Origin of the sequence: Streptomyces sp. CY-1 (genome assembly GCF_047218265.1) — a bacterium.
GTDB classification, from domain to species: domain Bacteria; phylum Actinomycetota; class Actinomycetes; order Streptomycetales; family Streptomycetaceae; genus Streptomyces; species Streptomyces niphimycinicus.
In genome coordinates this window covers 4,496,144-4,516,554 of record NZ_CP178393.1, presented here as the reverse complement: position 1 = coordinate 4,516,554, position 20,411 = coordinate 4,496,144, and the positions used below count along the sequence as shown (strand labels likewise).

At 70.9% G+C, this 20,411-nt stretch carries 17 protein-coding genes; 7 read left to right on the top strand and 10 right to left on the bottom strand.

The window, feature by feature from the left end:
* Positions 1-7 precede the first annotated feature (7 nt).
* From ACK1X7_RS19030 to ACK1X7_RS19020, 3 genes are read right to left on the bottom strand one after another with little or no spacing between them, the layout of a single operon-like run.
* Positions 8-1,651 (bottom strand): hypothetical protein, encoded by a 1,644-nt coding sequence (locus ACK1X7_RS19030; protein WP_413115387.1) that lies wholly within the window; start codon positions 1,649-1,651, stop codon positions 8-10.
* Complete coding sequence (locus ACK1X7_RS19025) at positions 1,642-3,093, bottom strand: hypothetical protein (protein ID WP_413115386.1); 1,452 nt, start codon at positions 3,091-3,093, stop codon at positions 1,642-1,644. Before ACK1X7_RS19025 ends, ACK1X7_RS19030 begins: the two co-directional genes overlap by 10 nt.
* Entirely contained in the window at positions 2,990-4,012 is a 1,023-nt protein-coding gene (locus tag ACK1X7_RS19020; RefSeq protein WP_413115385.1) for a phosphatase PAP2 family protein, read from the bottom strand. The genes ACK1X7_RS19025 and ACK1X7_RS19020 overlap by 104 nt, the downstream gene beginning before the upstream one ends.
* A 310-nt stretch (positions 4,013-4,322) precedes the next feature.
* On the opposite strand from ACK1X7_RS19020, the gene ACK1X7_RS19015 reads away from it, so the two are divergent.
* A complete protein-coding gene (locus ACK1X7_RS19015) occupies positions 4,323-4,916 on the top strand; it encodes a histidine phosphatase family protein (RefSeq protein ID WP_216348130.1) in 594 nt (197 codons plus the stop codon).
* A 14-nt stretch (positions 4,917-4,930) separates the two neighbouring features.
* Here ACK1X7_RS19015 and ACK1X7_RS19010 read toward each other — a convergent pair whose 3' ends face one another.
* Positions 4,931-6,403 carry a tetratricopeptide repeat protein gene (locus tag ACK1X7_RS19010; RefSeq protein WP_390793557.1) on the bottom strand — a complete coding sequence of 491 codons (1,473 nt, stop codon included), beginning with the start codon at positions 6,401-6,403 and terminating at the stop codon, positions 4,931-4,933.
* Between the two features lie 187 nt (positions 6,404-6,590).
* On the opposite strand from ACK1X7_RS19010, the gene ACK1X7_RS19005 reads away from it, so the two are divergent.
* Positions 6,591-7,151 carry a hypothetical protein gene (locus ACK1X7_RS19005; RefSeq protein ID WP_398159914.1) on the top strand — a complete coding sequence of 187 codons (561 nt, stop codon included), beginning with the start codon at positions 6,591-6,593 and terminating at the stop codon, positions 7,149-7,151.
* Positions 7,152-7,245: 94 nt separating this feature from the next.
* Complete coding sequence (locus tag ACK1X7_RS19000; RefSeq protein ID WP_390793559.1) at positions 7,246-8,136, top strand: spermidine synthase; 891 nt, start codon at positions 7,246-7,248, stop codon at positions 8,134-8,136.
* A 41-nt stretch (positions 8,137-8,177) separates the two neighbouring features.
* Here the strand turns inward: ACK1X7_RS19000 and ACK1X7_RS18995 are convergent, their stop codons facing one another.
* Positions 8,178-8,759, bottom strand: a complete 582-nt coding sequence (locus tag ACK1X7_RS18995) for a hypothetical protein (protein WP_398159912.1) — start codon at positions 8,757-8,759, stop codon at positions 8,178-8,180.
* Positions 8,760-8,801: 42 nt separating this feature from the next.
* Here ACK1X7_RS18995 and ACK1X7_RS18990 point away from each other — a divergent pair, with 42 nt between their 5' ends.
* The 4 genes from ACK1X7_RS18990 (at position 8,802) to ACK1X7_RS18975 (ending at position 13,705) form a co-directional block, all read left to right on the top strand.
* On the top strand, positions 8,802-9,515 hold the full coding sequence (locus tag ACK1X7_RS18990; protein WP_385140837.1) for a response regulator transcription factor: 714 nt from the start codon (positions 8,802-8,804) through the stop codon (positions 9,513-9,515).
* Entirely contained in the window at positions 9,512-10,906 is a 1,395-nt protein-coding gene (locus ACK1X7_RS18985; RefSeq protein ID WP_385140840.1) for a HAMP domain-containing sensor histidine kinase, read from the top strand. Before ACK1X7_RS18990 ends, ACK1X7_RS18985 begins: the two co-directional genes overlap by 4 nt.
* A gap of 138 nt (positions 10,907-11,044) precedes the next feature.
* Positions 11,045-12,100 carry a chitinase gene (locus ACK1X7_RS18980; RefSeq protein WP_361496587.1) on the top strand — a complete coding sequence of 352 codons (1,056 nt, stop codon included), beginning with the start codon at positions 11,045-11,047 and terminating at the stop codon, positions 12,098-12,100.
* Between the two features lie 267 nt (positions 12,101-12,367).
* Positions 12,368-13,705, top strand: coding sequence for an IS630 family transposase (locus ACK1X7_RS18975; RefSeq protein WP_386955605.1), 1,338 nt, complete (start codon positions 12,368-12,370; stop codon positions 13,703-13,705).
* 50 nt (positions 13,706-13,755) lie between these two features.
* Here ACK1X7_RS18975 and ACK1X7_RS18970 read toward each other — a convergent pair whose 3' ends face one another.
* The 5 genes from ACK1X7_RS18970 to ACK1X7_RS18950 form a co-directional block, all read right to left on the bottom strand.
* A complete protein-coding gene (locus ACK1X7_RS18970) occupies positions 13,756-15,438 on the bottom strand; it encodes a cytochrome b (RefSeq protein ID WP_390793562.1) in 1,683 nt (560 codons plus the stop codon).
* Positions 15,439-15,618: 180 nt separating this feature from the next.
* The gene (locus ACK1X7_RS18965) at positions 15,619-17,025 is read right to left on the bottom strand and encodes a GH1 family beta-glucosidase (protein ID WP_385140847.1); all 1,407 of its coding nucleotides are present in this window, start codon (positions 17,023-17,025) and stop codon (positions 15,619-15,621) included.
* A gap of 72 nt (positions 17,026-17,097) precedes the next feature.
* Positions 17,098-18,012, bottom strand: coding sequence for a carbohydrate ABC transporter permease (locus ACK1X7_RS18960; protein ID WP_361496593.1), 915 nt, complete (start codon positions 18,010-18,012; stop codon positions 17,098-17,100).
* A 17-nt stretch (positions 18,013-18,029) separates the two neighbouring features.
* Entirely contained in the window at positions 18,030-19,055 is a 1,026-nt protein-coding gene (locus tag ACK1X7_RS18955; RefSeq protein ID WP_385140852.1) for a carbohydrate ABC transporter permease, read from the bottom strand.
* A 7-nt stretch (positions 19,056-19,062) separates the two neighbouring features.
* The gene (locus ACK1X7_RS18950; RefSeq protein ID WP_390793563.1) at positions 19,063-20,397 is read right to left on the bottom strand and encodes an ABC transporter substrate-binding protein; all 1,335 of its coding nucleotides are present in this window, start codon (positions 20,395-20,397) and stop codon (positions 19,063-19,065) included.
* Positions 20,398-20,411 lie beyond the last annotated feature (14 nt).

The window sequence follows — 20,411 nt, the reverse complement described above, 5'->3', positions numbered from 1 at the left end:
GCGGCGATCACAGATAGTCCTCCTCGGTCATCGGGTCGGGCTCGGGGCCCTGAGCGGGCGCGGCGGCGTCCGGCGGGCCGCCGTGGGTCCACGGAGTGCTCTCCGCGTCGGGCAGCTCCGGGCCGCCGCGCGGGGCGTGCTCGAACAGCGTCCAGCACACCCGGTCGCCCTTCTCGGGCACCGAGCCCGGCTCGGGCTGTTTGCCCCGGCCCATCCCGCCGGTCAGCCGCACCACCAGCGCGCGGGCCGGGTCCTCCGCGACGCCCGGAGCGTCCGCGCCGTCGACGTTGTCGGACTTTTCGGTGTCCGCGAAACCGGCGAACTCCCCGCTCTGCGCCTTGCCGTCGGCCATGACCCGGTGCAGCTTGACCCGCTCGGCCAGATGCGGACGGTCCTCGGTGCGGACCGTGACCAGCGGGCGCGGGCGCGGCACCTTCGCGTCCGACCAGGCCATCTCCACATCGATCACCTCGCCCGCGAACGCCTCACCGGCCAGCCGCCGCCCCGCCATGACCAGCGGATCGTCCAGCGCCTCATGGGCGTCGAGCTGGGCCTGCGCGGTCTCGCGCGCGGCGAGCTTCTGCGCCGCCGTCACCGCGTCGTCCCGCTTGGGCTGCGGCGGCTCCCCGGCCCGGACCCGGTCCCGGTGGCCGGTGTAGGACCAGCGGTCCCGCTTCCAGCGGTCCGCCACCCGCGCGCCCTCCGGGAGGGCGCGCAGCAGATCCACCCCGTGCCACAGGGCGTCCCAGGTGGGCCGCAACTGCGACTCGATCAGCCCGCGCAGCTCCGCCTCGGCGAGCCGCAGCCGCGCCTCGCCCCCTGCCACGCCCTGGGATGTCTCGGCACGCGCCGCGTCGTAGCGGGACATCGCCGGTGCCAGCAGCTTGTTGTCGAAGGCGGGGTCGGTGGCCGGGCCGGCGGGCGGGCAGCGCAACTGGCCGTCCTCGTCCCGCTCCGACTCCGCCCGCAGCGCCGCCTCCGCCCCCGGCACGCCCTCCGGGGGGTCGATCCAGGCCAGCAGCGAGCCCAGGTGCTGATCCTCCAGATTGCTCTGCCCGGTCGCCCAGTGACGGCTCAGCAGCTCGGTGAGCGACAGCAGCAGAGACGAGCCGGGCACCCGCGACCGCTCCCCGTAGTGGGTCAGCCAGCGGCCGAGCAGCGGCACCCGCGCGGGCGCCGGGAAGGGCGTCTCCGGGTCCTGCTCGGCGGTCCGCCGGAACCGCATCGACCGGCCCAGCAGCCGGACGAACGCCACGCCCGCGGCGCTGGGCACCAGCAACTGCGGCGCGTCCTCGCACAGCTCGACCTGGACCGGCACCTTCTTACCGGTCTCCGGATCGGTCTCCTTGCGCTCCTCCAGCTCGACCTGCTCCGCGTACGAGTCCAGATACGGCTGGATCTCCTCCGCGAGCGCGGCGAGGAACGCGAACCGCAGGTCGCGGTCGCGCGGCTGGGCCACGATCAGCAGTCGCGGCGCGTCCCGGTCGGTGCCCACCAGCGCCCCGAGCGGCGCCCCCGCCTCACCGGCGGTGGTGAGCGGGACGAACGCCAGCGGGCGCTCCGACAGATGGCGGTGGCGCACGGTGGTCAGGGGCTGGGCCCGCCCCTCCCGGACCGCCTCCATCCGGGCCAGGGTGGTGATCAGCGACATGCCACCGCCTCGGGGCGGGACGCGAGCGCCTCGGCGCGCAGGGCCGCCGCGCGGCGCAGGGCGTCCACGGTGGGGTCGCCGGTGGGGGAGTCGTCCGCGGGGCGTTCCATGGCGGCCGTAAGGACGGCGTCCATGGTGGTGAGCCCGCCCAGCTCGCCCCGGACGCCACGGCCCAGCGCCTCGACCCGGCCCGCCGCGCGGGACCGCGTCCGGCAGTGGGCGGCCAGCTCGCATGTGGACAGGCACTCCGGGGCGTACGCCGCGTCCACCGCCTCGACGGCGGCCGTCAGCTCCTCGACCGGCCGGGTCGGGGTCCGGCCGTCGTCGGTGAACCGGAGGTCGAAGGTGGTGCCCTCGGGGAGGGCGGCGGCGATCTCCTCGATGCGGGTCAGCCGGTCGAGCTGCCGCCGGGTGACCGCGAGCTGCTTGCGCACGTCGACCATTTCGGCGGTCGGCAGGTTGGAGAAGTCCTTGGGGCACACGAGCAGCACGTGATACCGCACCCGGGCCCGTACGGAAGCGGCCCCCGCCGGGGCCACCGAGCCCTCCCGCGCCGCCGTTCCGGCCGGGGTCACCGGGGCTGCCGCCTCCCGCGCCACAGCCGGGGCCGCCGCGCCCGCCGGGCCTGCCGTTTCGGCCGCCCCGGCAGCCTCAGCCGTCCTCGCCCCGCTTGCTGTCTCCGCCACGTCCACGGCGTCCACGGCGTCTGCCGCGTCGCCCCCGTCCTCCGGCGGGCGGCCGATCATCGACGCCACCCGCTCCAGGGCCAGGGTGTAGACCGCCGACTGGCGGGCGGCCGCGCCCACCTTGGCCGGGTCGGCGGAGCCGTCCACCATCGGGAAGGACTTGATCTCGACGACCGTCCACGACCCGTCGGGGTGGACCACGACCGCGTCCGGCTCCAGGAAGGCGGGCGAGCCGGCGACGTCCAGGCTCACCATCGGATGGTCCAGCAGCGCCCAGCGCCCCGCCTCCGTGGCCTCGCGCAGCGCGAGCGCCGTACGGGCCGTGCGGCCCTGCGGCCCGGGCGCGGTCAGATCGGGGGTCGCGACGGCGCCCGGACCGGGCGGCTCCGAGCCGTCACGCAGCCGCTCATGCAGCAGCCGCACCAGATCCGCGCCGCCGTCCGCCTTGACCCGGGCCTCGAAGGAGTTGCCGCGCTGATGCGCGAACTGCGACTGGCCGAAGTTCGCGGGAGCCCCCAGCGCCGAGGCCAGCGCCCCCTTGTCGACCCCGGCCCCGTCCAGCAGCGCGCGGCGGCGGCAGCCCGGGTTGGCGGCCAGCGCCGCCAGCGCGCGGGCGTCCATCGGATGCGGAACGGCGGCCGGGCCGCGCAGCTCAGCGAGCCGCTGCCGCAGCCCCGTCACCTGCCGTGGGGGCCGGACCGCCCGCAGCGGCTCCCCGGCCGCTGGTACCGGCACCGGCTCCCCGGCCGCCGTCATCCGCGGCACCGTCGGTGCGTTGCCTGTCCGCGCCCCTGTCCTGCTGTCGGGGGATCCGTTCCCGTTCACGCGCCGAAGTCTCGCACTTGTCACCGACATTCGCGGGCACACCCGCGTTTCGGGAGGAGGCGACGGTCTCGCGGGCCGGGCGCAGGCGAGTGCGCAGGGACTCCGTGAGCCGCAGCGCGGGGACCGTCAGCAGCGCCCCGAGCCCCATGGTGGCGGCGCCGGCGGCCGCGTCCAGGAAGTAGTGGTTGGCGGTGCCCATCACCACGAGTGTGATCGTCAGCGGATAGCCGACCGCGGCGATCTTGGTCCAGGTCGAGCGTCCGTGCCGCCACAGGGCGACCCCGCACCACAGCGCCCATCCCACGTGGAGGCTGGGCATCGCCGCGTACTGGTTGGTCAGCCCGCCAAGGCCGCGCGGTGCGCTGGCGTCCCCGCCCCACCAGCCGTACGCCTTGTACTGCGCCATGGTGTCGACAAAGCCGTGGCCCCCCTCCAGAAGCCGCGGCGGGCAGGTCGGCAGCAGCGTGAAGCCGATGAGCCCGATGATCGTGGAGACCAGCAGCCAGGTGCGCAGAAAGCGGTAGTCCGACGCCTTACGGCGCTTCCACATCCACATCAGGATCGCGGGGGTCAGGACGTAGTGCAGCGAGGCGTAGGCGAAGTCCGCCGGTATGCCTATCAGTGCGTGGGCCGTGAACAGATCGTTCAGCGGCGACTCGAAGTCGATGTTCAGACGCTGTTCGAAATGGAGGATCGCCAGACCATGATCGACGGCGGTGGACACGTCGCCGCGGGCCAGCAGCCGACCGGCCGAGTAGGCGGCGTACACCACCGCTATGAGCGGCAGTTCGGTCCACCAACGGGGCCGACTGCCCTGTGCTGCTCCGGCACGGGGCACCGTATGGGGCATTCGGACGCTCTCCAAAGTTCAGGCGGCCACAAGAAGGCGCGCGGTCAACCGTACGGTGTAGGCGAAGCGACCCACGCACCGCCCCCGTCCACGAGCGGCGCCCACTGTCGGAACCCCCCTGGCGGACCCGCGCGCAGACAGGAAGACGCCAGGAGTGCCCCGGAGGTTGCCTGCCGATCACATGCGCGATGATGGAGGGATGGCGATCGGCCATGTGCCGGTCCCGCAAAATGCATGAAACCGCGGGCAGCGGCGTGTAATGGGGCACGCCGTCGCAGCGGTGCGAAACCGGTGAAAGAAGGCAGTACCCATGCCCCCACGCATCCTCCTGGCCCGGCACGGACAGACGCGGTGGTCGCTCTCCGGGAAGCACACCGGCCGTACGGACATCCCGCTGCTGGACGAGGGGCGGCGGGGCGCCAAGCTGCTCGGCGAGCGGCTGCACCACGGCCCCTGGGCGGGCCTCGCGGACGTCGAGGTGCGCACCAGCCCGCTGTCGCGGGCGAAGGAGACCTGTGAGCTGGCGGGCTTCGGCGACCGGGCGCGGGAGTGGGACGCGCTCCTGGAGTGGGACTACGGCGCGTACGAGGGGATGACCCCCGCCGAGATCAAGGCCACCCGGCCGGACTGGCTCATCTGGCGCGACGGGGTGCCCGAGGGCGAGTCGATCGGCTCGATCGCGGCGCGGGCCGACGAGGTCGTGGAGTGGGCGCGCTCGGCCGACCGCGATGTGCTGGTCTTCGCGCATGGCCACATCCTGCGGACGCTGGGCGCCCGTTGGCTCGGCCATGACGCCTCCTTCGCCGCCCGTATCCGGCTCGATCCGACGTCCCTGTCGGTGCTCGGCTGGGCGTACGGCGAACCCGCCATCGAGCGCTGGAACGACACCGGCCATCTCGACTGAGAGCCGAACCGGCGTCAGACCGGGCAGGCGCGGCCGGCCGCCTCATGACGGGTGCCGGTTGCCTCAGGGCGGGTGCCGGTCGCCTCATGACGGGTGACGGCCGTGTCATGGCGGTCGAGGAAGTCCGCGACCGCCTCATCGCGACCGTAAGGACGCAGTATCCGGGCCGTGTCGTCGAGCATCCGGCGGATCCGTGACGACTTCACCTGGTCCAGCAGGCCCAGGGCCCGGCCGGCCGCGGCGGCGGCCGCGTCCGGCGCGCCCCCGGCCACCAGATCGCTCGCCAACTCCGTGGTGAACAGCGCGATATTGCGCGTGAAATGCGGGTTCTGGAGGGCGACCGCGCGCCGGGCGTGCTCCACGGCGCGTTTCCAGTCGCCGAGCGCCGACCAGCACTGCGCCTCCAGCCCCTCCAGTTCGGCCTCCCCGAAGAAGCTCATCCACTCGGGGTCGGCGTCGCGGGGCCCGCGCCCGAACTGCGTCCGGGCGCGCAGCAGCGCCCGCTCACAGCCGCCCCTGTCGGGCAGCCAGGCGAGCCCCCCGGCCTCGCGCAGCGCGAGCAGCGACAGCAGCCGTGGTGAGGCGAGCCGCTCGGCGACCCGCTGAGCCGCCTGCGCCGCCCGTACGGCCTCGCGGGGGCGCCCGGCGTCGCGGGCGAGGAAGGCGGTGTTGCAGAACGCGTGCGTCTCCAGGGCGGCGTCGCCGGAGACGCGTGCGGTGGCCAGGGCCTCGGCGTAGTGCGACCGCGCGTCGGACAGCCGCCCGGAGTCATGGGCCAGCCAGCCCACCGAGATGGCCAGTTCACCGGCGCCCGCGAAGAGCCGCTCGGCGATCGAGCGGCTGTAGCCCCCCGCGTCGAGCAGTGCGTAGGCGGCGCTCAGCGGCTTGGCGGTGTGTGCGTAGAGGGGATCGGCGCCGTGCTGGTCGTCCAGCACCCGGATCCGCCGTACGGCCTCCTCCACGGCGGCGGCCTCGGCCTCTCCCACCCGTCGCCCCGCCCGCCGGGGCGGCGTCCCGGTCCGGGGCGCGGCGGCCACGGCGGCGGCCGCCGCCCCACCGGTCATGAACGAGCGCCGTAGCAGTTCGCTCTCCTCGAAGATGTCGACGGTCCCCTTGCCCTGGGGCTCGGAAGGCCCGGGCCGCGGGCCGGGGACCGATACAGAGACGGTTACGGGTACGGATACGGGAGGGCCCGCGGGGCCGCGGGCCTGGTGGCCGCGCACCGACTCACGGGAGGCGAAGCCGAGATCCGTAAGGGTGCGACCGGGGAACATATGGCGGAAGACCCGCTCGTAGGCGTAGTTGGGGCAGCGGATCGCCCCCGACTCGACACGGCCGATATAGCGGGCGTCGCAGGAGACCCGCTCGCCGATCTCGAGGGCCGCGCGGCGCACGGACGCCGCGAACTCGGAGGGCGAGAGCTGTCCGCGCAGTCGGCGGAACGCGGTGTTCGGCCGGGGAGGCGGGGGCTCCGGAAGCGGCGTCATGCTGTGCCTCTCCCTTGGTGATGCCAGGTGGGCGGGGGAGAACCGTACCGGCTGCGAGATCTCCGACACTCGGATATTTCCGGCAAACGTCACATCTCGCCCATGATCTGCCATGAACTGCCATCCTTTACGGCGTCATTCGGCCGTAGCCGTTGACACCGCCGCGCGTTGAATCAGGTGCGACCCGATGAAGAGGGAGGCCGGAGTGGACATCAGCCGCTCGCGGACTACTGCCCAGCACCCCCAGCGCCAGGACTGCGATCTCGTCACCGTGCCCGCCCGCCAGGGGCTGGAAGCGGTGGACATCCTGCGTCGTGCGTGCGACGGCCTCGGTCCCGTCCTGCATGACAACGCCTGCGACACCCTAGGCTTCCTGGTGCCGCCCGGAACGGCGGACGGCTGGGATCTGCCGGGCTCGGCATGCACCCAGACATCCGGGCGTGGCATCCGGATAAATATCGGCTCCGGCACCGGCACTCCCGCCGAAGCCGGAGACACCCAACCCGGAGACACCCACACCGGAGAGTCCCGGCCCTGGGACATCCCGTCCGCGGACGCCGCCTTCGGAGACCCCGAAGCCGGAGACACCGCGTCCGGAGCGGCCGGGGACGACCCGCCACCCGGCATCGGCACCGGCTGGCTGGTGCCGCCCGACGCGGCGTACACGGTCGCCACCGACCCCGCCGAGCTACGGGCGGCGCTCGGTGAGGCGGCCCGCACGATCGAGGCCGTCGACCGCTGCCAGTGAATCCGGACCCCGGGTGACCGCCGCCACCAGCGGTGACCATCCGGACCTTCCTGCCGGCGACCGGCTGTCAGTGGTCCGCCGCATACTGGGGCACATGGCGAAAGGCACGAACAAGCGAGCCGCGCGCGGGCGCGGAGCGGCGCGAGGGCGCGGCCCTGAGCCGGTCACCGCATCCGTCGACGGGGGGCTCGCCGAGCTCGTGCCGGACCGGGACCGGCGGCGCGGCTGGACGCTGCTGCTCGACGGCAAGCCGCAGTCGCATGTGGATCTTGACGACCCCGGATATCTCGACTTCGAGTACCAGCGCAGATTCGGCCACCTCGCCGATCTCGTCGCCCCTCCCGGCCGTCCGCTGCACGCGGTCCATCTGGGCGGCGGCGCCTTCACGCTCGCCCGCTATATCGCGGCGACCCGCCCCCGCTCCACCCAGCAGATCATCGAGATCGACGCCCCGCTCGTCCAGTTCGTCCGCGGTGAGCTGCCGCTGGACCCCGGCGACCGGATACGGGTGCGCGGTGCCGACGCCCGGGCCGGGCTCGCCAAGGTGCCCGACGGCTGGGCGGATCTGATCATCGCGGATGTCTTCAGCGGGGCCCGTACGCCCGCCCATCTCACCAGTGTGGAGTTCCTGGCCGAGGTGCGGCGCGCCCTGCGCCCGGACGGGTGGTACGCCGCGAATCTCGCCGACGGTCCGCCGCTGGCCCATCTGAAGGCCCAGATCGCCACCGCCCGGGCCGCGTTCGCCGAGGTGTGTCTGACCGCCGACCCCGCCCTGCTGCGCGGCCGCCGTTTCGGGAACGCCGTGCTGCTGGCCGCCGACCGCGAGCTGCCGCTGGCCGAGCTCACCCGCCGGGCCGCCGGTGATCCGCACCCCGCCCGGGTCGAACACGGGCGCGCGCTCGTGGACTTCACCGGTGGCGCGGCCCCGGTCACCGACGCGACCGCCGCGCCCTCCCCGGCCCCGCCGCCCGCCGTCTTCACCTGAGCCGAGCCGAGCCGAGCGGACCGGCAGCCAGTCAGCCCCCGCTAGTGCTCGTCGATACGGACCTGCGGCGGGCCGTCATGCCAGGTGCAGAAGATCGTGGTGGTGTCGGCCCCGGAGACGAAGTCCACCCGGATCCACTCGGTCTGCTTCCACACCTGCATCTGCCAGCCGCCGTCCGGTGTGGCCGAGACCAGATCCGCCGACGCCGCCCGGATGTCGAAGACCGCCCGGCCGCCCTTGGCCGGATAGCTGCGCACCTCTCCGCTCTCCTCCGGCCGCGCCGTTTCCCGCCGGGTCGGCGCCTGCGTCGGCTTACGGGTGCGCCCCGCAGAACCGGAACCCTTGTCCTTGTCCCCATCGGCCCCCGCGTCCGCCCCGGGACGCGAAGGCGAGGACGAGGAAGAAGAAGAAGGTGAAGTCGCCGAGGGCGAGGGCGGTTTGGGCCGGTGCGTCGAGGAGGACCAGGCCCCGCTCGCCGAACGGGAGCCGTCCGCGATCGGCAGCGCGCGCGGCGGATCGTAGGCCGTCCCGGTCAGCACGGTCCGCACGCCGTACCACGACAGCGTGACCGCGGCGCCAGTCGCGAGGACCCACGCCAGACATTGGACCAGACCTCTTCGCATCTTCCCCATCCTGCCTCACCCGAATGGCGTACGGTGCCGCTCATGGCAAGTGTGCTCGTCGTCGAGGACGACCAGTTCGTACGCTCAGCCCTCATCCGGCAGTTGACCGAGGCGTCCCATACCGTGCGCAGCGTCGGCACCGCCCTGGAGGCGTTGCGCGAGGTGGCACAGATCGGATTCGACGTCGTCATCCTGGACCTCGGCCTGCCCGATCTGGACGGGGCGGAGGCGCTCAAGATGCTGCGCGGCATCACCGATGTGCCGGTCATCGTGGCCACCGCCCGGGACGACGAGGGCGAGATCGTCCGGCTGCTCAACGACGGTGCCGACGACTACCTGGTCAAGCCGTTCTCCGTGGCGCATCTCTCCGCCCGGATGACCGCCGTGCTGCGCCGCGTTCGCGGCGCCGGGGCGGGCGAGCCGGGCGGTGCGGCGGCGCCCCCGGCGGTGCTCCGGGTGGGCGGGCTGGCCGTCGATCCGCTGCGCCGCCAGGCCCAGTTGGACGGGCTGACGCTCGATCTGACCCGGCGGGAGTTCGATCTGCTGGCCTATCTGGCGGGGCGGCCCGGTGTCGTGGTGCCGCGCCGGGAGCTTCTCGCCGAGGTCTGGCGGCAGGCGTACGGGGACGACCAGACGATAGACGTCCATCTGTCCTGGCTGCGCCGCAAGCTGGGCGAGACGGCCGCCCGGCCGCGCTATCTCCATACGCTGCGCGGGGTCGGCGTCAAACTGGAGCCCCCGGCGGAGCCCGTGTGAGATGGGCCCTGGTCAAGGTCTGCCTGGCGGTCACCGCGATGGTGGTGGTCGCCTTCGCCGTACCGCTCGGTCTCGTCGTCAAGGAGCTGGCCCGGGACCGGGCGTTCGCCGACGCCGAGCGGCAGGCCGCCACCATCGGCCCGGCGCTCGCCATCACCACCGAGCGGGCGCGGCTCCAGCGCGCGGTGGCCAGCACCCAGGCGGGCGGGGACGGCCGGATGGCGGTGCATGTGCCCGATGAGCCGGGCGAGCCGGGGAGCGGCTACGACCTGGGCAAGAGCCGTGCGGCCAAGGGCGAGCTGGCCACCGCGCGGCGGCTCGGCCGCGCCTCGGTGTCCGCCGCCCCCGGGGGCTACGCGCTGCTCCAGCCGACCGCGCTGAGCAGCGGTCAGGTCGCGGTCGTGGAGGTGTTCGTCCCGCGCGGGGTGGTCACCAGCGGGGTGACCACGTCCTGGCTGGTGCTGGCGGGCGTCGGCCTCGCGCTGATCGTCGGCGCGGTCGCCACCGCCGACCGGCTCGGCACCCGGCTGGTGCGTCCGGCCGGGCGGCTCGCCGACGCCGCCCACGACCTGGGCCATGGTGAGCTGGGGGTGCGGGTCCCGGAGGACGGCCCGGCCGAACTCCGGGCGGCAGCCGCCGCGTTCAACTCCATGGCCGACCAGGTGGTCCAGTTGCTGGCCGGTGAGCGCGAGCTGGCCGCCGACCTCTCCCACCGGCTCCGTACGCCGCTCACCGTGCTGCGCCTGAACGCCGCCTCGCTGGGCGAGGGACCGGCGGCCGACCAGACCCGCGCCGCCGTCGCCCAGTTGGAGCGCGAGGTCGACCAGATCATCCGCACCGCGCGCCAGCAGAAGACGCACACGCCCTCCGGCTGTGACGCCTCCGAGGTGATCCGGGACCGGATGGAGTTCTGGTCCGCGCTCGCCGAGGACGAGGACCGTACGGTGCGGCTGGCCGGGGTCGACCGGACCGTACGGGTGCCGGTGGCCCGCCCCGAACTCGGCGCCGCGCTGGACGCCCTGCTCGGCAATGTCTTCCGGCACACGCCGGAGGGCACGGCGCTCGCGGTCGATGTCCACAACGGCGAGGACAGTGTGATCATTCTGGTGTCCGATGCGGGACCGGGCATCGCCGATCCGGACGCGGCGCTCCGCCGCGGCCATGGCGACGGCGGCCCCGGCTCGACCGGTCTCGGCCTGGACATCGTGCGCCGGGTCGCCGAGTCCACGGGTGGCGATCTGCGGATCGGGCGGTCGGTGCTGGGCGGCACCGAGGTACGGGTGTGGCTCTCGCTGAACGGCGGCGGCTCCGCGGACCCGGGGCAGCGGCGGCGCGGCCGTAAGCGGAAAGCCCGGGGCCGCACCCGGCCCAAGGCGCCCGCGGAGCATTAATCGCCGCCGATGGGTTCCTTAAGGCAGCCATAAGATCCGTGGCCGGTGCACGGATCCTGCCGTTTGTCCGACTTCCCCTCGCTAGCGTGGCGCCCGCACCATCACCCCCCACATCCGCACAGCGAAGGCAGGGACCTGATGAGCAGCACGCACCGTCGCAAGGCGAGCCGGACCACCAAGGCGATCGGCGCGACCGTCGCCGCCGTCGTGGCCGGCGGCACGGCGTTCGCGCTCAGCGGGGCGGCGAACGCGGGCACCGTCTCCGAGAAGCCCGCCGCCTCCGAGAAGGCCGCCGCGGCGGCGACCGGCGGCTTCGCCCCGTACATCGACACCTCGCTCTACCCCGCCTACGACATGGTGGGCACCGCCGAGAAGACCGGCGTCAAGCAGTTCAACCTCGCCTTCATCACCTCCGGTGGCGGCTGTACCCCGAAGTGGGGCGGCGTCACCGAGGTCGGCGACGACGCGGTGGCCAAGCAGACCGAGCAGTTGCGGGCGGCCGGCGGCGACGTCCGGGTCTCCTTCGGCGGCGCTTCCGGCTCCGAGCTGGGCCTGGCCTGCACCTCGGTGGACGAGCTCGCCGCGGCCTACGGCAAGGTCGTGGACACCCTCAAGCTCACCAAGGTCGACTTCGACATCGAGGGCAGCGCGCTTCCGAACAAGGAGGCCAACACCCGCCGCGCCCAGGCCATCGCCAAGCTCCAGGAGCAGCACTCCGACCTGGACGTCTCCTTCACCCTGCCGGTGCTCCCGACCGGCCTCACCCAGGACGGTGTCGACCTCGTCGCCGACGCCAAGAAGAACGGGGTGAAGGTCTCCGCCGTCAACATCATGGCGATGGACTACGGCGCCTCGTTCGACGACGACATGGGCCAGTACGCCATCGACGCCGCCACGGCGACCCAGGGCCAGATCAAGGGCGCGCTCGAGCTGAGCGACGACGAGGCGTGGAAGGCCGTCGCGGTCACCCCGATGATCGGCGTCAACGACGTCAAGAACGAGATATTCAAGGTCGACGACGCCTCCCAGTTGGTGGAGTTCGCCAAGTCCAAGGGGCTGGCCTGGCTGTCGATGTGGTCCGCGACCCGCGACAAGCAGTGCCCCAGCCCGCAGGACACCGCGTCGCCGACATGCAGCTCGATCGACCAGGAGGAGTTCGCCTTCACCAAGGCGTTCGGCGCCTACAACGGCTGAACGGCTGAACGGCTGACGTCGGCTGACACCGGGGCGGCCCCGCACCGCCCGTCAGCCGGATGAGCCGCGGGGCCCGTCGGCCGGATGAGTCGCGGGGCCCTCGGCCTCATGAGCCCCACCATCACCACCCCCCACGGCACCCCCCACACGGCGGGGCGCGGACGGAATCCCCCACCCGCCGCGCCCCGCCGTTTCCGTCGCCCTTAGGCGTCGTCGCCCTAGTATGATGCGCCAGAAATGATGAGATTAAGTCTGTAGGCTGTTTTCATGGTGTCTCGGGGTCCTCGTGCTGTCGAAGTGGTGCTGTCTGCCGAGGAGCGGTCGGAGCTGTCGCGTTGGGCGGGTGGTGCGGTGTCGGCCCGTGTGGCGGAGCGGGCCCGGATCATTCTGGCCTGTGCGGAGGGAGCGTCGAATGCCGGTGTAGCGGCGGACTTCGGGGTCTCCACGGAGACGGTGCGCAAGTGGCGCATGCGGTTCGTGGCCCGGCGGATGGCGGGCCTGGTGGACGAGCCGCGGCCGGGGCGGCGTAAGCCGGAGCTGGTGCTCTCGGAGGTCGAGCGGGCGGAGCTGACACGCTGGGCGCGGCGGGCGAAGACCGCGCAGTTCCTTGCGTTGCGGGCGAGGATCGTGCTGCGGTGTGCGGACGGTGGGACGAACAAGGAGGTCGCTGCCGAACTCGGTGTATCGCAGGGAACGGTGAATCGCTGGCGGTCGAGGTTCGTCCGGTTGCGGCTGGACGGGCTGACCGATGAGCCGCGTCCGGGCAGGCCGCCCTCGATCCTGCTGGAGCAGGTCGAGGATGTGCTCACGGCGACGCTGGAGTCCACCCCGGGCGAGGACACGCACTGGTCGCGGGCCTCGATGGCGAAGCACTCCGGGCTGTCGAAGTCCTCCATCGGGCGGATCTGGAAGAAGTTCGATCTCAAGCCCCATCTCCAGGACGCTTTCAAGCTTTCCACTGACCCGCAGTTCGTCGCGAAGGTCGTCGACGTCGTCGGCCTGTACCACGATCCGCCCGAGAAAGCGGTGGTGCTGTGCGTGGACGAGAAGAGCCAGATCCAGGCGCTGGACCGGTCCCAGCCGGTGCTGCCGATGATGCCGGGCATGCCTGAGCGGCGCACCCACGACTACTACCGGCACGGCATCACCAGCCTGTTCGCGGCCTTCAACATCGCCGACGGCAGCGTCATATCGGAACTGCACCGCCGCCACCGAGCGATCGAGTTCAAGAAGTTCCTGGTCACGATCGACAAGGCCGTGCCCGCCGGCCTCGACGTTCACCTGGTCTGTGACAATTACGCCACCCACAACACCGCCGAGATCAAGACGTGGCTCGGAAAACACCCACGCTTCCACGTCCACTTCACCCCCACCGGCTCCTCGTGGATGAATCAGGTCGAGCGGTGGTTCGGCCTGCTGACGGACAAGCTCATCCGCCGCGGAGTGCACACCTCCGTGAAGGCCCTGGAGCAAGACATCAGGGCCTGGATCGACGGATGGAACGAGAACCCCAGGCCCTTCACCTGGACCAAGACCGCCGACGAGATCCTCAACTCTCTCGCTGACTACCTCACCAAAATCAACCCGCCGACCACTGAAACCTGAGACAGACTTAGCCTCATCATTTCTGGCGCATCACACTAGAGGCCGTCGCCCTAGGGGCGCTGGGGCTCCTCGGCCCGCTCCGCCTCCTCATGCTCCTCGTGCTCCGCCACCTGCTCCTTCGTGGGCTTGGCGATCTGGCCGTCGATACCGAAGTAGCTCCGGGACAGCGAGACGCGCAGCCGCTGCATGAAGGAGAGCTTGCGGGTGACCCCGGCCTCGTCGACCGTCGGCGGCAGCTCCAGCGGCTCGTACTGTTCGTACGCGGTCAGTGTGTACTTCTCCGCCGCCGACAGCGGCTTGTGCACTTCGAGGAACTCGCCGTGCGGCAGCCGCTCGATGATGCCGGTCTCGCGGCCGTGCAGCAGCAGCTCCCGGTCCTTGCGCTGGAGTCCGAGACAGATCCGTTTGGAGATGATGAAGACCACGACCGGCACCACGAAGAAGCCGATCCGGCAGGCCCAGGTGATCGCGTTGATCGACAGATCGAAGTGGGTGGCGATGAGGTCGTTGCCGCCGCCCGCCAGCAGGACCGCGTAGAGGGCGACCCAGGCGTTGCCGAAGGCGGTGCGGGTCGGGGCGTTGCGCGGGCGCTGGTTCAGATGGTGCTCGCGTCTGTCCCCGGTGATCCATGCTTCCAGGAAGGGATAGAGCCAGATCACCAGCAGCACCGTGGGGAAGACCAGGAAGGGGATCAGCACCCCGAGCACCAGGGTGTGGCCCCAGAGATTGATCTCCCAGCCCGGCATCAGCCGGATCAGCCCTTCGGAATAGCCCATGTACCAGTCGGGCTGGGCGTCGGTGGACACCTGGTCGGGCCGGTAGGGGCCATAGGCCCACACCGGATTGATCTGGGCGATGGCCGACATCAGCGTGGTGACGCCGAAGACCAGGAAGAAGAAACCGCCTGACTTGGCCACGTAGACCGGCCACAAAGGCGGACCCACGATATTCATGTTCTTTCTGCCGGGCCCCGGGAGATGCGTGTGCTTGTGATAGACGAGCAGGATCATATGGAGCGCCAGCAGCCCGACCATGATGCCCGGAATCAGCAGTACGTGCACGGTGAACAGCCGTGGCACGATGGAGTCTCCCGGGAATTGGCCGCCGAAGAAGAAGAACGACAGATAGGTGCCGACGATCGGGATCGACAGGATCGCGCCCTCCATGAAGCGCAGCCCGGTGCCGGACAGCAGATCGTCGGGCAGTGAATAGCCCATGAAGCCGTCGAACATTCCGAGAATCAGCAGACCGGCGCCGGAGAGCCAGTTGATCTCGCGGGGTTTGCGGAAGACGCCGTTGTAGAACGTCCGCATCATATGGGCGAGCATGCTGGCGATGAAGATGATCGCCGCCCAGTGGTGGACCTGCCGCATCAGCAGTCCACCGCGCACATCGAAGCTGATGTCCAGGGTGGACGCGTACGCCTGCGACATGCGGATGCCGTTCAGCGGCGTCCACCGGCCGGCGTAGACCACCTCGTTCATCGCCGGTTTGAAGAACAGGGTCAGATAGACGCCGGTCAGAATGATGATGACGAATGTGTAGAGGGCGATCTCGCCGATCAGGAAGGACCAGTGGTCGGGGAAGACCTTGCGCAGATTGGCCTTGGCCATCTTGAAGAGGCCCACCCGGCCGTCGAACCAGTCGGCGAGGGCCTCGCCTTTTCCGGCGGGCGCGCGCCGACCGGATCCCTCATCGCGGACCCTCTGTCGGCGCTCCGGAAATGCTCTCATGTCTCAATGGGTTTACCAGGCATTCTCCATGGATGACGGCGCTCTTCGGCCGGGTGGGTCAGGGTGTAACCCCTTTGAAGGAAGAACGCACCGGCCCGGTTGCGGCCCCGCACGCCGCCTCGACTGCCATCCGCGGCGCCGCCCGCCCCCCAGCGGGCGGCGCCGCGGACGCGGGTCCCCCTACGCCGCCGGAAGCTCTCCGGTGCGGGCCACCTGGGCATACCAGCGGGCGCTGGACTTCGGCACCCGGGCCTGCGTCTGATAGTCGACGTAGACCGCGCCGAAGCGCTTGCTGTAGCCGTACGCCCATTCGAAGTTGTCCATCAGCGACCACAGGAAATAGCCGCGCAGATCGGCGCCGTCCGCGATGGCCCGGTGGGCGACGGCCAGATGGTCCCGGAGGTAGTCGATCCGCCGCGGGTCGTGGACCGCGCCCTCCGCGTCCGGCTTGTCGTCGAACGCGGCGCCGTTCTCGGTGATGTACAGCGGTACGCCCGGCGCCTCACGGGTGTAGCGCATCAGCAGGTCGTGCAGTCCGGTCGGGTCGATCGTCCAGCCCATCTCGGTGCGCTCGCCCGGCGTCTGGTGGAAGGCCACCTGCTCCGAGCCCGGCCAGGGGGAGTGGGCGCTGGCGCCGTGGCCGTCGTGACGGGCGGGCGAGCCCTCGTTGTCGGTGCCTGCTGCTACCAATGACGGTGTGTAGTAGTTGATGCCCAGCGCGTCGAGGGGGTGCTTGATGACGGCCAGATCGCCGTCCCGGACGAACGACCAGTCGGTGATCGAGGCGGTGTCCTTGATCAGGTCGGTGGGGTACGCACCGCGCAGCATCGGCCCGGTGAAGACGCGATTGGCCAGCGCGTCGATACGCCGCTGAGCGTCCAGGTCCTCGGGCTTGTCGCTGAGCGGCCGGACCACGGCCGGGTTGAGGCTGATGGCGATCTGGGCGCGGGCGGGGAGCGCGGCGCGCAGCGCCTGGGCGCCGAGGCCATGGGCGAGGTTCAGATGGTGGGCGGCGCGCAGCGGGGCCAGCCGCTCGGTGCGGCCCGGGGCGTGCACCCCCGAGCCATAGCCCAGGAATGCGGTGCACCACGGCTCGTTGAGGGTGGTCCAGAACTCCACGCGGTCGCCGAGCGCCCCCGCCACGATGCCCGCGTACTCGGCGAACCGCTCGGCGGTCTCGCGCTCCGGCCACCCGCCGGCGTTCTCCAGCTCCTGGGGGAGGTCCCAGTGGTAGAGCGTGAGCACCGGCTGGATGCCCGCGCCCAGCAGCTCGTCCACCAGCGAGCGGTAGAAGTCGAGCCCGCGCTGCACGGCCGGTCCCCGGCCGGTGGGCTGCACCCGTGACCAGGACACCGAGAAGCGGTACGCCGCCAGGTTCAGCTCCGCCATCAGCCGGACGTCCTCGCGGAAGCGGTGATAGTGGTCGATGGCCACATCACCGGTGTCACCGGCGAGCACCTTGCCGGGGGTGTGGCTGAAGGTGTCCCAGATGGACGGGGTGCGGCCGTCCTCCTGTGCGGCGCCCTCGACCTGGTAGGCGGCCGAGGCAGCGCCCCACAGGAATCCGGGCGGGAAGGTAAGGGTCATGGAAGCGCTCCCATTCGAGGTCGTGGGGAGGGGGAAACGGGGAGGGAGGACCGAGTGGTGGTGGCGGGCCGCTCAGCCCTTGACCGCGCCCTGCATGATGCCCCCCACGATCTGCTTGCCGAAGAGGACGAAGGCGATCAGCAGCGGCAGGGTGCCCAGCAGCGCCCCCGCCATGATCAGTGATTGATCCGGGGTGTACCCCCGGCTCAGACCGGTCAGTGCCACCTGCATGGTCGGGTTGCCGTTCTGGGTGAGCGCGATGAACGGCCAGAAGAAGTCGTTCCACGATTGGACGAAGGTGAGCATTCCCAGCACCGCCATCGCCGGACGCGCCGCCGGGAAGACGACATGCCAGATGATCCGCAAGCTGCTCGCGCCGTCCATCCGCGCCGCCTCGATCAGCTCGGTCGGCAGCGCCTGGGAGAGGTACTGCCGCATGAAGAAGACCCCGAAGGCGCTGACGAGTGTCGGCACGATGACCGCCTGGAGCTGGTCGGTCCACTCCAGCTTGGCCACCATCATGTACAGCGGCACGACGCTGAGCTGGGGCGGCACCATCATCGTCCCGATGGTGAGCATCAGCAGGATGTTCTTGAAGCGGAAGCGCAGCTTGGCGAAGGCGAAGCCCGCGATGGTCGAGAACAGCACGGTCGACGCCGCGACCGTGCCCGCCACCACCGTCGTGTTGAGCAGCGCGGTGCCCATGTTGGCACCGTTCCACGCCTTGTCCAGGTTGTTGAAGAGGTTGCCGCCGAACCACAGGGGAGGGGGTGTCTGGGCCAGCCGGGTGTTGGTGCGGGAGGCGGCGATGGCGGTCCACACCAGCGGGAAGAGGGAGCCGATGGTGAACAGGATCAGCACGGCGTAGGTGATCTTGCCCCCGTGCAGTTGCCTGCCCGCTCGGCCGCGGCCCTTTCCGGCTCGCGGAGTGGTGTGCGCGGAAGCTGCCGGATCGAGTGTCCGCCGGGAAGAGACAGTGGCGCTCATGGTTCTCCTCGTCTCCCTCACTGGCTCTTTCGCAGCCGTCGCGCGAACAGCGCGTTGGCCGCGGCGATCAGCAGCAGGATCAGGAACATCGTCCAGGCGATGGCGGAGGCCCGGCCGAGGTGCAGGTTCACCCAGCCCTGCTCGTACATGTACAGGCCGAGCGTCTGGTACTGGTGATCGGCGCCGCCGGTGGCCGTTCCCGCGGTGTTGAACAGCAGCGGCTCACCGAAGAGCTGGGTGGCCCCGATCGTGGAGACGACGACCGTGAAGAGGATGGTGGGCCGCAGCGACGGGACGGTGACATGCAGGAACTGCTTCCAGCGCGAGGCCCCGTCCAGCGCCGCCGACTCGTACAGATCGTTCGGCACGGCCTGCATGGCGGCCAGGTAGATCAGCGCGTTGTAACCGGTCCACCGCCAGATGACGATCGTGGAGACCGCGATCTGCGAGGTCCAGGTGCCGTTCTGCCAGTCGATGCCGTCCAGCCCGACCAGCCCCAGAGACCAGTTGACCATGCCGTAGTCACGGCCGAAGAGCAGTGCGAAGACCAGCGTGGCGGCAGCGACGGAGGTGGCGTACGGGGTGAGGATCGCCACCCGGAAGAACATCGAGGCGCGCAGCCGGTAGTTGAGCAGATGCGCGATCCCGAGGGCCATCATCAACTGCGGAACGGTGGAGATCACCCCGATGGTGAAGGTGTTCCGCAGCGCTTTCCAGAAGAACTCGTCTTCCCACAGCCTGGAGTAGTTGTGCCACCCCGCCCACTCCATATGGGTGGGGTCGGTGAGCTCCACTTGGTGCAGCGAGGCCCACCCCGTGTAGAGCAGGGGGAAGAGGCCGAAGGCGGCGAAGAAGACGAAGAAGGGGGCGACGAAAGCGTACGGGCTCCATCGCACATCCCAGCGGTAGCGGCGGCTGCGCCGGTCGCGCCGCCGCTGCTCGGCCGGGTCGGGCGCCGGCGCGGTCGCGGCGCGCGGGGCCGCGCCCCCCTGCCCTGCGGGGGGCGCGGCCGTATCAGGGGTGAAACCGGAAGGTGCGGTCATGTCCGGGTCACTGATCCAGCGCGTTGTCGTTCGTCTTGATCGCGGCCTTCCAGCCTTCGTCGGCGGACTTGCCCTGCTGCTCGACCTGGAGCAGGCCGACATCGGTGAAGTTCTGCTTGATGACGGCGTCCTTCGGGCCCAGGACCTGCGTCGGACTGTCCTTCGCGGCCTGGGAGAAGATCTTGCCGATGGGCGCGTTGTCGAAGTAGGGGAGCTTGGCGTCGGCCACCTGGGGCAGGTCGTACGCGGCCTGGGCGCTGGGGAAGCTCGCCTGCTTCTCGAAGAGCTTGGCCTGCTGCTCGGGCGCGGTCAGCCAGGTGGCGAGCTTGACCGCCTCGTCCTTGTTCTTCGCCGCCTGCGGCACGGAGAGGAAGGAGCCGCCCCAGTTGGCGGGCTTGGGGGCGGCGGCGACGTCCCACTTGCCCTTGTACTTGTCCCCGGCGTACTCCTTGATCTGGCCGAGCATCCAGGCCGGGCAGGAGACGGTGGCGAACTTTCCGTTGGCGAGCGCCTGCTGCCAGGGCTTGGTGAACTCCTGGAGCCCCGCGGAGAGTTTGGCCGCGGACGCGTCGGTCGCCAGCTTCCACGCCTTCTTGACGGCCGGGCTGTCCTTGTAGATGGGCTTCCCGCTCTTGTCGTAATAGACCTCCGAGCCGCCGGAGACCGCCGCGTTGAACAGTCCGCCGGCCGAGTCCAGGAACGCGGCTCCGCCCGGCGCCTTCTTCGCGTAGTCCTTGCCGGCCTCGAGGTACTTCTGCCAGTCGCCCGCCCAGAGCTGGGAGACCGCGTCCCGGTCGGCCGGGAGCCCGGCCTGCTGGAAGAGGTCCTTGCGGTAGCAGATCGCCATCGGGCCCACGTCCGTGCCGAGGCCGATCGTCTTTCCATCCTTGGCGGTGGCCTGCGACCACTTCCAGCCGAGGAAGTTCTCTTTTTTGACGCCGTCCGCCTTCGAAAGATCAACGAACTTGTCGGCCTGGGTGGTGGTGACCTCATTGATGTTGCCCACCTCGACCGCCTGGATATCGGCGAGCCCGCTGCCCGAGCCGAGATGGGTGAGCAACTGCGGATAGTAGTTCGAGGCCGGGTCGATCACATTCTCTTCGATCTTGATATCCGGGTGCAGCTTTGTGTACTCGTCATAGAGCCCGGCCTGTTTGAAACCCATGACGCCGTAGGTGCCTACGGTCACGACCGTCTTGCCCTTGCTGTCGCCGCCGCCGGACGAGCCGGCGGATCCGTCGTCGCCGTCGTCGGCGCAGCCGCTGAGCACCCCGGCTCCTAAAGCGGCGACGGCCGCGAGGACCACGGCTCTGCTGCGGTGACTACCAGTGCTCCTGCGCATTCCGTCCTCCTAGC